We start from the raw sequence: 13335 nt of genomic DNA on the forward strand, positions 1-13335 counted from the left end.
TAAAATTGCTAGATTTCCTATAGGAAACTTACCTAAGGAAAAACCCCATAAAACGACAAATATATTTGCAGGACCGTCACCACTGGTCTCTGGGCACAAGATATGCTTCGATTGGAACCGAATATAGTCCTTAGGAAACGGGTCAGAACCAAAATGCCGCGTAAGATTGCCTTTGTCGCCAGTGATGCGCCCGTTGCCCAGACCGCCCGTGCGGCGTTGATTTCGCGATTCGGAAATGTCGATGAAGAAGACTCTGACGTCATCGTCGCCTTGGGGGGTGACGGCTTCATGCTGGAAACACTACACGGCACACAAAAGCTGGACATCCCAGTCTACGGCATGAACCGGGGCACTGTCGGTTTCTTGATGAACGAATACAGCGAATCTGACCTGCTTGATCGGCTCGACGAGGCCGAAGAAGAGATCATAAATCCGTTATCTATGCGCGCAGAGTGTTCCGACGGTTCCTTTCATGAAGCGCTATTGATCAACGAGGTTTCGCTGCTACGTGCCGGACCTCAGGCCGCCAAATTGAAGATCACCATTGATGGGCGTTTACGACTCGAGGAACTGGTTTGCGATGGGGCGTTGGTGGCGACACCCGCCGGATCCACGGCCTATAACTATAGCGCGCATGGACCAATCCTGCCAATTGGATCTGATGTGCTCGCGCTCACGGCGGTTGCCCCGTTTCGTCCACGCCGCTGGCGCGGTGCCTTGCTTCCCAATTCGGCAACTGTCCGATTTGACGTGATTAACCCAAAAAAACGACCAGTCAGTGCGGATGCACCAACCGGTTGGATTGAAAACATCCTTTGGGCTGAGGTGTCATCCCGCCCAGACATCTGCCACCGCATCCTTTTTGATCCCGGACACGGCCTCGAAGAGCGCCTAATCCGAGAACAGTTTGAATAGTGCTTTGATCAGGCCGCGTAGCCGATGGTTTTCAAAGCATCGCGGATTTCATCCAGAATGGCCGGATCATCAATGGTTGCGGGCATTTTGAACTCTTCACTATCGGCAATCTTGACCATCGTCCCGCGCAAAATTTTGCCCGAACGGGTTTTGGGCAACCGTTCCACTACCACAGCCAGCTTGAATGCCGCCACCGGACCGATCCTTTCACGCACCAATTTCACACATTCCGCCGTAATATCCCCATGCGGACGGTTAACGCCTTTAGTTAGGCAGACGAATCCGACCGGCAATTGCCCTTTGAGCTGATCCGTCACACCGATCACCGCGCATTCGGCCACGTCAGGATGCCCGGCCAGAACTTCCTCCATTCCGCCCGTAGACAGACGGTGCCCGGCCACGTTGATCACGTCGTCCGTCCGGGCCATGATGTAGAGATATCCATCCTCATCAATCATGCCTGCATCACCCGTTTCATAATATCCGGGAAAGGTGTTGAGATAGCTTTTCCGGAACCGGTCTTCTGCATTCCAAAGCGTCGGCAATGTCCCAGGCGGCAAAGGAAGTTTCACTGCGATTGCACCCAACTCGTTGGGCGCCATCTGGTTGCCTTCGTCATCCAGAATCTGCACATCAAACCCGGGCATCGCCACAGTGGGCGAGCCGATTTTGACGGGTAGCGCCTCAATTCCCGCAGGATTACCCACCATGGTGTAACCTGTTTCGGTTTGCCACCAGTGATCGTAAACCGGCACGCCCATGATGTCCTGCGCCCATTCTATCGTATCGGGATCCGCACGTTCCCCGGCCAGAAACAGCGCACGCAGGCCTGAGATGTCATATTTCTTAATGAACTCGCCTTTCGGGTCCTCGCGTTTGATCGCACGGAACGCGGTAGGAGCAGTAAAGAAGCTGCGCACATTATGCTCAGCAATCACCCGCCAGAAGGTGCCTGCATCCGGGGTGCCCACCGGCTTGCCTTCGAACACGATGGTCGTGTTGCCATGGATCAAAGGTGCATAGCAAATATAGCTGTGCCCCACGACCCAGCCTACATCAGAAGCCGCCCAGAACACATCACCGGGATCAACGTTATAGATGTTCTTCATGGTCCAGTTCAGCGCCACCAAATGACCGCCGGTCGGACGCACAACGCCCTTTGGGGCCCCTGTGGTGCCTGAGGTATAAAGGATATAGGCCGGGTGGTTGCCCTCAACGGGCACACAATTTGCCGGCGCGACACCCTCTTGAAAAGCATGCCAGTCGACATCGCGCTCGGTCATTTCGGCAGCACATTGTTCGCGCTGAAGAACCACACAAACCTCTGGCTTATGCGTGGCCAAATCGATCGCGCCATCCAAGAGGGGTTTATATTCCACGACACGTCCTGGCTCCAACCCGCAAGAGGCGGCGATGATGGCCTTGGGCTGCGCGTCATCGATCCGTACGGCCAACTCATTCGCCGCAAATCCTCCAAACACAACAGAGTGAATTGCCCCGATCCGGGCACAGGCGAGCATTGCTTCAAGCGCCTCGGGGACCATTGGCATATAGATAATGACGCGGTCGCCCTTGGAGACCCCCTTTGCCGCCAATGCACCTGCAAGCGATGCTACGCGGGTTTGCAGCTCGGCATATGTGATCTTGCTGATGCTACCCGTGATGGGGCTGTCGTGGATGATTGCCACCTGATCACCACGGCCATTTTCAACATGGCGATCCACCGCGTTATAACATCCATTGACCTTACCGTCGCAGAACCATTCGTACAAAGGCGCGTTATCGTCGAACAAAGCCTTGCTGGGTTTTTGATCCCAATCAATTGCTTCGGCTGCCTCCATCCAGAAGGCTTCGGGATCACTTTGCCAACGTTCGTAAACTTCTTTGTATACCATGGTATTCCTCCCCGCTGTTGGTCAAAGTGTTACGGCACGTCTGCCCCATCCGACAAGAGTCTTGCACAAAAACGCGGCGGATTACCGCACAAATTTGCAGAATTGCGTACAAGAGTGTTGCAAATTTTTGCAAACCTCTCAGATCACGAGCACTTAACAAACCTCGTCATGCTCTGTTGCAAAGTTGCGAACTTAACTACGTAAATTGCTTGAAGTGATTCTGTCATTCTATAGCTGAACATGGATATGATCGTCGTGCCGTGCCGCGCGACATCCCTGAAACCGGATCTTATCATGGGAAACGCCAGCTCGTTCACTGAGATACGGCTCAACCAGTATTTTTCCTGTTCGCACATCCTCAGCAAGGTACCTCAACGCCACCGACAAGCGCTGATACTCAACCTCATAGGCTGGCCAGCGCGCATTTAGTACAGGAAAATCCCAACGCAGATCGCTCCAGCGAACAGGGCATTCTGTTGGACCCTTGGCATAGCCCCAGTATCCAATCAGACTACGGTTCACCCCGGGCAGGTACTCCCCATTTTCATCTGCCCAATAGAATGCGAAATCCAACTTTTCTCCGTCATCGTGACTGAGGTGAGGAAGCAAAGGAAAGCCGGTCACAAACGGGAAGCCACCATCCAGGGTCTGAGTGATCGTCCCTGGAAACTTCTGCTCCATATGGTCAGACAGATCAGTGGCCAAGTCATACATTTCCGGTGTGACGTAATGCCGATTGAGCGCACAGTAGAGATATGACTGGCTTTGCAACGCGCCATCAGCACTGCAAGGAAGTGGCACACGCCCAAAGACAGGCACGATGAAACCAACTGCAATCGTTAGAACCACATAGATCGGCAGGAACCACAAAAAAGGGCGGCGAAACCAAAGCCCAACGAGCCAAGCAATTCCACCGATCTGCGTTACAACCGTCAGCAGCACGACAATAAGGCCGTGCCAAATCACCTTAGCCATATTGCTGAACCGGTGTCCCCGCGATGGCCGCCATATTGAGCAAACCACGTGCGGTAACCCCCGGGGTCACGATATGCGCGCGGTTGCCCATACCCATGAGAATTGGGCCGACCTCCAAGCCGCCGGCCTTCATCTTGAGGATATTGCGCACTCCTGACGCCGCATCCGCATTGGAAAAGATCAGCACATTTGCCCCGCCTTCCATTCGGTTGTTTGGCAGAAGTCGCGAACGGAGTTCTGCATCAAGTGCAGCATCAACGTTCATCTCACCCTCGTAACAAAAATCGCGCGGCTCGCTGTCCAAGATCTCAATCGCACCCCGCAGGCGTTTACCTGAATCGCTCCCCTGATTGCCAAACTGCGATTGCGAGCAAAAGGCGATCTTGGGCTCAACCCCAAACCTGCGCACGTGGCGTGCCGCGCCCATCGCGGTTTCCGCCAATTGCTCGGGTGTTGGGAAAACACGCACATGCGTATCGGCGATAAAAAGCGGACCATCTTCCAAAATCATCAACGAGAGTGCACCTTGGGGGTGGTGATCCGCATCACCCAAGACCTGCTGTACGTAGTTCATATGCCAGCGGAACTCGCCAAACGTGCCGCAAATCAGGCTGTCGGCCTCGCCACGGTGCACCATCACTGCGCCAATCGCCGTGGTATTAGTCCGCATGATTGCCTTGGCCAGATCCGGCGTCACGCCTTTACGTTGCATGATCTGGTGATAACTGCCCCAGTAGTCACGATAGCGTGGATCATTCTCGGGGTTTACCAAGCTGAAATCCTTCTCAGGCCGGATATCCAAGCCCAGCCGTTCACAGCGGAGGTTGATCACATCAGGACGGCCGATCAGGATCGGCTGTTCCGTGGTTTCTTCCAATATCGCTTGTGCCGCACGCAGCACACGCTCATCTTCTCCTTCGGCAAAGACGATTCTACGCGAGGCCTGCTCAGCTGCCTCAAACACAGGCCGCATCAACAGGGCTGATTTATAAACGCTGGCATCGAGGTGATCTTTGTAAGCCTGCAGATCCTCAATTGGAGCTTTCGATACGCCTGTCTCCATTGCCGCGCGTGCCACTGCGGTGGACACAATCCCGGACAGGCGTGGATCAAACGGCTTTGGAATCAGATAATCTGGCCCAAAGGTCAGCTGCTCGCCCTTATACGCAGCAGCCGCCTCGGCACTGGTAGTGGTGCGTGCCAATTCTGCAATGCCCTCAACACATGCCACCTGCATTGCATCGTTAATTTCGGTCGCACCCACATCCAGCGCACCGCGAAAAATGAACGGGAAACACAGGACGTTGTTGACCTGATTAGAGAAATCACTGCGCCCCGTTGCAATGATGGCATCTGGCGCAGCTTCACGTGCCAACTCCGGCATGATCTCGGGCGTTGGATTTGCCAAGGCAAATATGATGGGTTGATCGGTCATTTGCTTGACATGTTCGGGTTTCAGCACCCGCGGCCCTGACAAGCCAAGGAACATATCTGCGCCTTCGACAACATCATCCAACGTGCGCTTTTCTGTCTTTTGGGCAAACGCCGCCTTATGCGGGTTCATGTCTTCAGTTCGGCCTTCGTAAACCAAGCCGTGAATGTCGCAGAGCCAAACGTTTTCGCGTTTCACACCGAGCTTCAACAACAGATTCAAGCACGCTATGCCCGCCGCACCGCCTCCGGTAGAGACAATCTTGATGTCTTCGAATTTCTTACCCGCAACATGCAGTGCATTGGTTGCCGCAGCCCCTACAACAATCGCGGTCCCGTGCTGATCATCGTGGAATACAGGGATATTCATCCGCTCGCGGCAAATCTTTTCGACAACAAAGCAGTCCGGTGCCTTGATGTCTTCGAGGTTGATCGCCCCAAATGTCGGACCCAAAGCGCAAACGATATCAGCCAGTTTCTCGGGGTCAGATTCATCCACTTCGATATCAAAACAATCGATGTTGGCGAACTTTTTGAATAGAACTGCCTTGCCTTCCATCACCGGTTTGGACGCCAAAGCACCGATATTACCCAATCCCAATACAGCAGTTCCGTTTGAGACCACCGCCACCAGATTACCGCGCGATGTGTATCTATTCGCCGCGGACGGATCTGCCTTTATCTCCAGACAAGCCTCCGCCACGCCCGGAGAATAGGCACGCGCCAAGTCACGACCATTCGCAAGCGGCTTGGTCGCACGGACCTCTAGCTTACCAGGCTGCGGAAATTCATGATATTTCAACGCTGCCTGACGCAGGTTTTCCCGTGTGTTGTCGCTCACTTTACTCTCCCATGCAGATTAGTTTAACGCTAAACTACTTTCTAAAAAGCGCAAGCGCCACCAAGTACTTTCTATACTGTGCAAGGCCTCGGCGTACAAAGCAATGTGAAAGATAAGGACTTTCAAAACAAGCCAATCAATGCGCGTTGCCTTAGGGCGAGCATTCATGGAATATACCACCCAGCTGCGGCAATCAGGAACCAACGATATGAAAGACCATCTGACCATCGTGAAACACCCGATGATTCAACACAAGCTTACCTTGATGCGCGAGAAGACAACCTCCACCGCTGTTTTTGGTCAGCTGCTGCGTGAAATCAGCCAACTGCTAACCTATGAGGCGACACGCGACCTCCCCCTGACGACTCGCTCTATTGAGACGCCTCTCCTACAAATGGATGCGCCATGCCTTGCGGGACGCAAACTTGCGCTGGTCTCGATCCTGCGCGCCGGAAACGGTATGCTTGAAGGCATGCGTGATATCATCCCCTCTGCCCGCGTGGGCTTTGTTGGGCTATATCGCGATGAGGAAACGCTAATGCCCGTGCAATACTATCAAAAGCTTCCTGACCATCTTGAGGACCGATGCGTCATTGCCGTAGATCCGATGCTGGCGACCGGAAACTCTTCCGCTGCCGCGATTGATCTTATCAAAAAAGCTGGCGCCAAAGACATTCGCTTCCTTTGCCTGCTGGCCGCGCCTGAAGGGGTTGAAACTATGAAAAAGGCGCATCCAGATGTGCCCATTATCACCGCCTCTTTGGATGACCGGTTAAACGATGTCGGTTACATCTTGCCCGGCCTTGGGGACGCCGGTGACCGCATGTTTGGAACTAAATAGCACCAACGGAATAGGTAACCCATGTCCTTAATTCGTACATTTGCAGTGGCACTCTTGGCCCTCGGCTCTGCGACGTCGCTTGCACAAGCACAGTCTGCGGACCCAGCAGAACTGCGCCTTCTTTCTGATAAATCCGGCATCACAGCCAAGCAAATTGCCGGCCCCAAAACGGTTGTGACCTCCCAAACCCGGGTCGTACCTAAACATGTCTATGCCAGCCAACAGAGCGCCGCTGAAATCACTTCCGTGCCAAGAGGGTACAAACGGGTGTGGGATGCTGACCGATTTAATCCAAAGCGTGCACATCAGACCTTGGCAGGCATGGAGCAATCAGACCGGATCTTGAGCCGTACGGTGCCACGAGGAAATCCCAACGATTACAAGCCCGACCCAACAGCGCGGCGAGATAGATAACATTATCCTCCACAAAGCCCTTGCAACCGTAGCCAATCTGCATCGCTTAGAATCGGAAGGGGCTGTGCGCCGATCAGAGGATCGGCTTCAATCAAACCCAAAGTGCTCTCACCAGAGACGTCGAGCGCATAGGCATAAGGGCTCGACGCAATACCGCGATCCTCGAATGCCGCCAACAAGGATTGCTCTTCGATCTGAGCAGGCGGTTCGGTTAGCAAATCCTCTGCATAAGCCTGCAAAACATCTTCACTAACGTTTCCAGTAGTGAGCAACCGTATGTTTTCAACGACGCCAGAATGCCTCAGCAGTACCTCCAATGGATCCTCTTGCCCAACTCGGGCTTGTTCGGTGATCAGGTACCCAGCAACGACGCTGGGTTCTTCGAAGTCTTCCAAGAGATTGCGGCCGACCAAAATGGTATTGCCCGGTAGACTTGCCGTGTCCCGCACACCATCGCGCATCACCAATAGATTGGGGGGTAGACTGCCATCCGGCGTAACGCGTTGCGCCAGTTGCTCAAGCGCCGAGATCCGACCAGAATTACAGGGCGCTCCAGAAACGGTTTGAATGCGTTCGAGTAGTGCCGAGCCAATCTCGGCACGGTTCACCTCGGGCAACACTGCAACGGCGTGCCGACGCAAAGCCCCCGGCAACCAGAAAACCGATGCCAGGACGACAGACAAAATCACCAGCAGAAAGACTACCAATCGCAACCGCCCCGGATGTGGTCGTTTTCGCTCAATAGCGGATCGAATCTGTTCAATTTTTTCGATGACGTGGTGTTCGCTCTCGGCCAGTTCCAACGTCTCTCCCGGATCGCCATCCGGATGGTAGACCGCAGGCAACTCCCCGGGGTTTGCTCGGCACACGGCGGGTAAAGACCAATGCGCCAGAGGGCGTTCGCGTAGGTCGGTAATCACCAGAGTGGCATCACCAATAGATGCAATCGCATCGGTGCGTTGCACATCTGGTGATGGACGCCAAAGGCCTGCGGCCTCTATCCGATCATACTCTTCAAGTGCGGTCATATCCTGTTGGCCTGCTCTGCCATTTTCGACAAGCCTAACACGGCGCAAGCGCAACCGGAACCCAGATCATGGCGCATGCGCCTGACTGGGCAGTTGCGCCTTGTCACGCACATCATCGCACCTCACTGGGCTTATTCGATAATCTTGAAGCCCTTGCGCAACTCAAACTTCTGGATCTTACCTGTCGACGTCTTGGGAAGCTCCTGCACCACAACCTTTTTCGGCGTTTTGAAACCCGCCAGATGCTCGCGCGTGAAGGCAATGATATCTGCCTCACTCGGGTTGGCTCCCTCTTTCAGCTCAACAAAGGCACAGGGCACTTCGCCCCATTTTTCATGTGGCATTGCGACAACCGCACAAAGCAGGACGTCAGGGTGTTTCATCAACACGCCTTCGATCTCGATTGAGCTAATGTTTTCTCCGCCAGAAATAATGATATCCTTCGCCCGGTCTGCAATCTTCAGGTATCCATCAGGATGCTGCAAGGCGATATCCCCGGAATGAAAATAGCCGCCTTCAAAGGCCTCTGCCGTGGCATCTGGGTTTTTCAGATACCCCTTCATCACACAGTTCCCGCGGATCATGATCTCACCCTGAGTGGTGCTATCCATCGGAATCTGCGTCATGTTATCCGCATCCATCGACGTGATGTCATCCATCATCGGCATCAGAACCCCAGTGCGCGCCTTGATCGCGTACCGCTCCTCCTCGGGCTCAGCATCCCAATGGTCATGCCACAAGCACTCGGTCACGTGCCCATAGGTCTCGGTCAGACCATAAACCTGTGTGACGTGGAAACCCATCGGCTCAATGGCGCGCAGGGTAGCCGCTGGCGGCGGGGCACCTGCAGTGAACACCTGAACGACATGGTCGAACTCACGACGCTCTTCTTCCTTGGCATTGACAATGGCGTTCAACACAATCGGAGCGGCGCCAAAGTGTGATACACCTTCGTCCGCGATCGCATCGTAAATGTTCTTGGCCGTGATATCCCGGCAACAAATTGCCGTGCCGCCGACCATCGGCAGGGTCCACACATGGTTCCAGTTGTTGCAGTGGAACAAGGGCACGATAGTCAGGTACCGGGTGCCGCGCGGCATCGGCCATGAAATCGCTGTACCCATGGTCATCAGATAGGCGCCCCGGTGATGATACACCACGCCCTTGGGCCGCCCTGTGGTGCCGGATGTGTAGTTCAGTGCAAGGCTTTCCCATTCGTCCTGCGGCATGATCCACTCGAACGCAGGATCAGCGGCAGCCAGCATATCTTCATACTCGGTATGCGCGCCACTTGGCGTGTGCCCGGCTTGTGTATCAGCAACTTCGATGATCGTAGGCTTTGCACCTTCCATCAATTGGAATGCTTCCTCGACCACGGGCAAGAGCTGCGTATCGACCAGCAACGCCTTGGCCTCGCCATGATCAAAGATGTAGGCGATGGTATTTGCCTCTAGCCGGGTGTTGATAGTATTCAGAACAGCACCGCACGCAGGCACCCCGAAGTGTGCTTCGGCATGGGCTGGCACGTTGGGAAGCAGAGTCGCCACGACATCCCCCGGGGCAACACCCAGTGCCGCCAAGCCCGATGCCAGACGCGTGCAGCGCTCATAATATTGCGCATAGGTGGTGCGAAAACCCTTATAGACGACAGCGTCCGTATCGGGAAAAACCTGCGCCGCGCGCCGCAAATGCGACAAAGGCGTCAAGGGCACAAAATTCGCAGCCGTTTTATCCAGCCCGGTCTCATCTCTCATCCAGCCCATCGGATCCTCCCTGATTCCTGTGTGGTGAAGTTTGACAGACAATATTGAGTTTCTTTTCGCAATCAAACTTTAAATGTCAGACAATTGAATTTTCTGCTTTCAATCAATCTCATTCTCGTTTCACAAGAAGCATACGCAGGAACTCACTTAAACATAGAACCAAAAATGCGACAATCAGGACGGCCTCAATCCGAAATCCCGCAGCTTCCGGTGTGGGGGCCCCAAGCAACAAAATGCCGACACAAAAAAACATCGCGGGAAGAGGCGAAACCAAGGTCACATACCGCAGACCAAGAAACGCCGCGGCAAAAGCAATGGCCAGACGGACATAAGCACCCGGCATGACGTAGATCTCCAACAACATCGCAATGCCTGCTCCGGCGATGGCACCTTGGGCAAACTTCCACGTTCTAATGTGCAACTGTTGGGTCGGAGCCAACGCCCGGAACAGAAACATCAGAATGATCCAATAAGCGAATGGTTGTTCAGAGTGCTCCACAATTGCAACGGACACCAGTAATCCCAACGCCAGAAGCAAAGCAAGCCCGATACTTTCCCGAAGACCGATGGCAGGCGCGGCGGCCTTAGCATCGAATTTGAGCCACTTCACAATACCCAAACTCCAACACACGCCAGCAGCAAACACGACAAGAGCAGTTTGAATATCAGTCCCCAAGTTTTGACCGTGCACGAGCATCACAGCTGCAATCAAGGATAGGCTGAAACTGCGCCCGCCAAAACGGCAGGCTTCAAATCCTGCAATGACCGTCAATGCCAAAGCCGCAATTCGCGGATCGATACCTATCAGAGAGCCAAACATAGGCACTGGCGCAAGTGCCGCGGCCAACATCGCCCGACGGATTGACCCCATAATCGCCCCGGCGGCCCCCATTAGCAGCGCAGCCGTGATTGTGGCGATGTATGCGGGCGCCATAAAAAACGCCACCAGCAAAACCGGTGGCATTAGTCCAAGCATCAACCGCAGCACCAAACTCCATGGAAGGGGCTGCGGCGAGATTGCCATTATTCAGGCGGCTCTTTCAGCCGGGGCTGCGAACCGCTTGTAAAAGCTTTGGTTCTTGTCGCCCATATCGCGCAACAACGCAGGCGTCGCAAAGCGTAGGCCAAAGGTCTCGGCCAGTTGATCACAGCGTTCTGCCGCATAAGGCGTGCCGATAATATCAAGCCATGAGAATGGGCCGCCAGACCAAGGCGCAAAGCCCCATGCCAAAATGGCGCCAACGTCACCCTCACGAATGTCTTCCAAAACGCCCTCTTCCAGTGCACGGACAGCTTCCAGAACCTGCGCGAACATCAAGCGGTGCTGCACGGTGATGAGGTCGGGTTGCTCATTTGCTTGCGGATACTGCTCGGCAAGACCCTCCCAGTATCCTTGGCGTTTGCCCTTTTCATCATAATCAAAGAAGCCCGCGTTGGATTTGCGACCCAGGCGGCCCTGCTCTTCCATCCAGAAGATCACTTCATCAACGGCACCATCTTGATAGTCTTCGCCCATCGCCGCGCGGGTCGCACGGGCGATTTTGGCGCCCAGATCAATCGAGGTTTCGTCGACCAGTTGCAGCGGCCCGACTGGAAAACCTAACTGACGCGCGGCATTGTCGATCAGCGCAGGCGCCACGCCTTCCGCGACCATGCGGATACCTTCGTTGATGTAGGGGATGATGCAACGATTGCAGTAGAAGAACCGCGCGTCATTCACCACGATCGGAGTCTTACGGATTTGGCGGACGTAATCCAGTGCCTTAGCCACCGCACGCGGGCCAGTTTCCTTGCCCTTGATAATCTCAACCAGCATCATTTTCTCAACAGGCGAGAAGAAGTGAATGCCAATGAACTGATTTTGCTTGTCGCTGGCCTTGGCCAGCTCTGTGATCGGCAGGGTCGAGGTATTGGTGGCGAATATGCAATCGTCACCGACATGCTCCAGCACCTTTTTGGTGACTTTGGCCTTTACACCCGGATCTTCGAACACCGCTTCGATGATTAGGTCACAGCCAGCCAACGCGGCATAGTCGGTAGTGGCAGTAATCTGACCCAGCGTGGCCTCCTTCTTGGCTTCGGTGGCTTTACCGCGCTTGATGCCCTTGTCCATATAGTCAGCAGTGTAGGATTTCCCCTTGTCGGCCGCTTCCTGTTTTTGGTCAATCAGGACAACTTCCATTCCGGCCATTGCTGACACCAGCGTGATACCCGCACCCATCATGCCCGCGCCTAGAACGCCAACTTTCTTGACGCGTTCATCGGCTACATCGGGGCGGTTAGCCCCTTTCTCGAGTGCTTCCTTATTGATGAAAAGCGAACGGATCATCGCGCTTGAACTTGGGTTCATCAAAACATTGGTGAACCAGCGGGCTTCGATCTTGATCGCGGTATCAAACGGTACAAGCGCGCCTTCGTAAGCCGCTGACAACAGTGCCTTGGCCGCAGGAAATGCGCCTTGCGTTTTGCCGTTCACCATCGCGGAGGCACCAACATAGGTCATGAAACCTGCAGGATGATAGGGTGCGCCGCCGGGCATTTTATAGCCCTTCTCATCCCAAGGCTTCACGAACTTGGGCTCGGACAGGATCCATTCCTTGGCTTTGGCGATCAGTTCTTCAGGCGCCACAACCTCATCAACAACGCCTGCCATTTTGGCTTTTTTCGGGTCGTTCAACTTACCTTCCAGCAACAAAGGTGAGGCGGCCATAGCACCCATCTTGCGCACAAGACGGGTGGTGCCGCCCATGCCCGGAAAGATACCGACCATAATCTCAGGCAGGCCAATTTTGGCCTTTGGGTTATCTGCGGCAAAAATACGGTGGCACGACAGCGGAATTTCCAGACCAATGCCCAGCGCAGTCCCGGGAAGTGCCGCCGCAATCGGTTTGCCACCCTTGTTGGTTTTGGGGTCCATGCCCGCGCGCTCGATCTTGCGCAAAATACCGTGCATTTGCATCAGCCCATCGAACAGGCCCTGCGCCGGTTCATCGCCCGCCATTTCTTTCATTCTAGCGATGATGTTCAGATCCATGCCGCCGGCGAATGTACCCTCTTTACCAGAGGTGATGATTATGCCTTTGACCGCATCATCGGCCAGCGCCTCATCAACCAGCTTTTCCAGATCGAAAAAGCCCTGTTCATTCATCACGTTCATGGACTTGCCAACGGTGTCCCAGGTGATGATTGCAACGCCATCGGCGTCTGTCTTCATGGTGAAATCAGTCATCTT

Annotated in this window: 10 protein-coding genes; 3 read left to right on the plus strand and 7 right to left on the minus strand. The window is 54.4% G+C overall.

Going from position 1 to position 13335, the window contains the following annotated elements; genetic code table 11:
* Positions 1-102: 102 nt before the first annotated feature.
* Complete coding sequence (locus tag ROA7450_RS13430) at positions 103-915, plus strand: NAD kinase (RefSeq protein WP_370738212.1); 813 nt, start codon at positions 103-105, stop codon at positions 913-915.
* Between the two features lie 8 nt (positions 916-923).
* Here ROA7450_RS13430 and prpE read toward each other — a convergent pair whose 3' ends face one another.
* The 3 genes from prpE to ROA7450_RS13445 all read right to left on the minus strand — a co-directional run bounded on the left by prpE (position 924) and on the right by ROA7450_RS13445 (position 6057).
* Positions 924-2810 carry a propionate-CoA ligase PrpE gene (gene prpE / locus ROA7450_RS13435; protein WP_085806366.1) on the minus strand — a complete coding sequence of 629 codons (1887 nt, stop codon included), beginning with the start codon at positions 2808-2810 and terminating at the stop codon, positions 924-926.
* 228 nt (positions 2811-3038) lie between these two features.
* Positions 3039-3785: a hypothetical protein gene (locus ROA7450_RS13440; protein ID WP_085806367.1), complete on the minus strand. Its 747-nt coding sequence runs from the start codon at positions 3783-3785 to the stop codon at positions 3039-3041.
* On the minus strand, positions 3778-6057 hold the full coding sequence (locus ROA7450_RS13445) for an NADP-dependent malic enzyme (protein ID WP_085806368.1): 2280 nt from the start codon (positions 6055-6057) through the stop codon (positions 3778-3780). Before ROA7450_RS13445 ends, ROA7450_RS13440 begins: the two co-directional genes overlap by 8 nt.
* Positions 6058-6265: 208 nt before the next feature.
* Here ROA7450_RS13445 and upp point away from each other — a divergent pair, with 208 nt between their 5' ends.
* Positions 6266-6898: a uracil phosphoribosyltransferase gene (upp, locus tag ROA7450_RS13450; protein WP_085806436.1), complete on the plus strand. Its 633-nt coding sequence runs from the start codon at positions 6266-6268 to the stop codon at positions 6896-6898.
* A 21-nt stretch (positions 6899-6919) separates the two neighbouring features.
* Complete coding sequence (locus tag ROA7450_RS13455; RefSeq protein WP_085806369.1) at positions 6920-7312, plus strand: hypothetical protein; 393 nt, start codon at positions 6920-6922, stop codon at positions 7310-7312.
* 2 nt (positions 7313-7314) lie between these two features.
* Here ROA7450_RS13455 and ROA7450_RS13460 read toward each other — a convergent pair whose 3' ends face one another.
* The 4 genes from ROA7450_RS13460 to ROA7450_RS13475 all read right to left on the minus strand — a co-directional run bounded on the left by ROA7450_RS13460 (position 7315) and on the right by ROA7450_RS13475 (position 13332).
* Complete coding sequence (locus ROA7450_RS13460; RefSeq protein ID WP_085806370.1) at positions 7315-8340, minus strand: hypothetical protein; 1026 nt, start codon at positions 8338-8340, stop codon at positions 7315-7317.
* Positions 8341-8471: 131 nt separating this feature from the next.
* Positions 8472-10103 carry a long-chain-fatty-acid--CoA ligase gene (locus ROA7450_RS13465; protein WP_085806371.1) on the minus strand — a complete coding sequence of 544 codons (1632 nt, stop codon included), beginning with the start codon at positions 10101-10103 and terminating at the stop codon, positions 8472-8474.
* Positions 10104-10212: 109 nt separating this feature from the next.
* Positions 10213-11091, minus strand: coding sequence for a hypothetical protein (locus tag ROA7450_RS13470; protein ID WP_143534452.1), 879 nt, complete (start codon positions 11089-11091; stop codon positions 10213-10215).
* 39 nt (positions 11092-11130) lie between these two features.
* A complete protein-coding gene (locus tag ROA7450_RS13475; RefSeq protein ID WP_085806373.1) occupies positions 11131-13332 on the minus strand; it encodes a 3-hydroxyacyl-CoA dehydrogenase NAD-binding domain-containing protein in 2202 nt (733 codons plus the stop codon).
* Positions 13333-13335 lie beyond the last annotated feature (3 nt).

It is taken from the genome of Roseovarius albus, assembly GCF_900172335.1.
Taxonomy (GTDB): Bacteria; Pseudomonadota; Alphaproteobacteria; order Rhodobacterales; family Rhodobacteraceae; genus Roseovarius; species Roseovarius albus.

Bases quoted from the DNA above. Each gene is read 5' to 3' on its own strand.
- ROA7450_RS13430 (WP_370738212.1), top strand. From the start codon at position 103: ATGCTTCGATTGGAACCGAATATAGTCCTTAGGAAACGGGTCAGAACC.
- prpE (WP_085806366.1), bottom strand. From the start codon at position 2,810: ATGGTATACAAAGAAGTTTACGAACGTTGGCAAAGTGATCCCGAAGCC.
- ROA7450_RS13440 (WP_085806367.1), bottom strand. From the start codon at position 3,785: ATGGCTAAGGTGATTTGGCACGGCCTTATTGTCGTGCTGCTGACGGTT.
- upp (WP_085806436.1), top strand. From the start codon at position 6,266: ATGAAAGACCATCTGACCATCGTGAAACACCCGATGATTCAACACAAG.
- ROA7450_RS13455 (WP_085806369.1), top strand. From the start codon at position 6,920: ATGTCCTTAATTCGTACATTTGCAGTGGCACTCTTGGCCCTCGGCTCT.
- ROA7450_RS13460 (WP_085806370.1), bottom strand. From the start codon at position 8,340: ATGACCGCACTTGAAGAGTATGATCGGATAGAGGCCGCAGGCCTTTGG.
- ROA7450_RS13465 (WP_085806371.1), bottom strand. From the start codon at position 10,103: ATGGGCTGGATGAGAGATGAGACCGGGCTGGATAAAACGGCTGCGAAT.
- ROA7450_RS13475 (WP_085806373.1), bottom strand. From the start codon at position 13,332: ATGACTGATTTCACCATGAAGACAGACGCCGATGGCGTTGCAATCATC.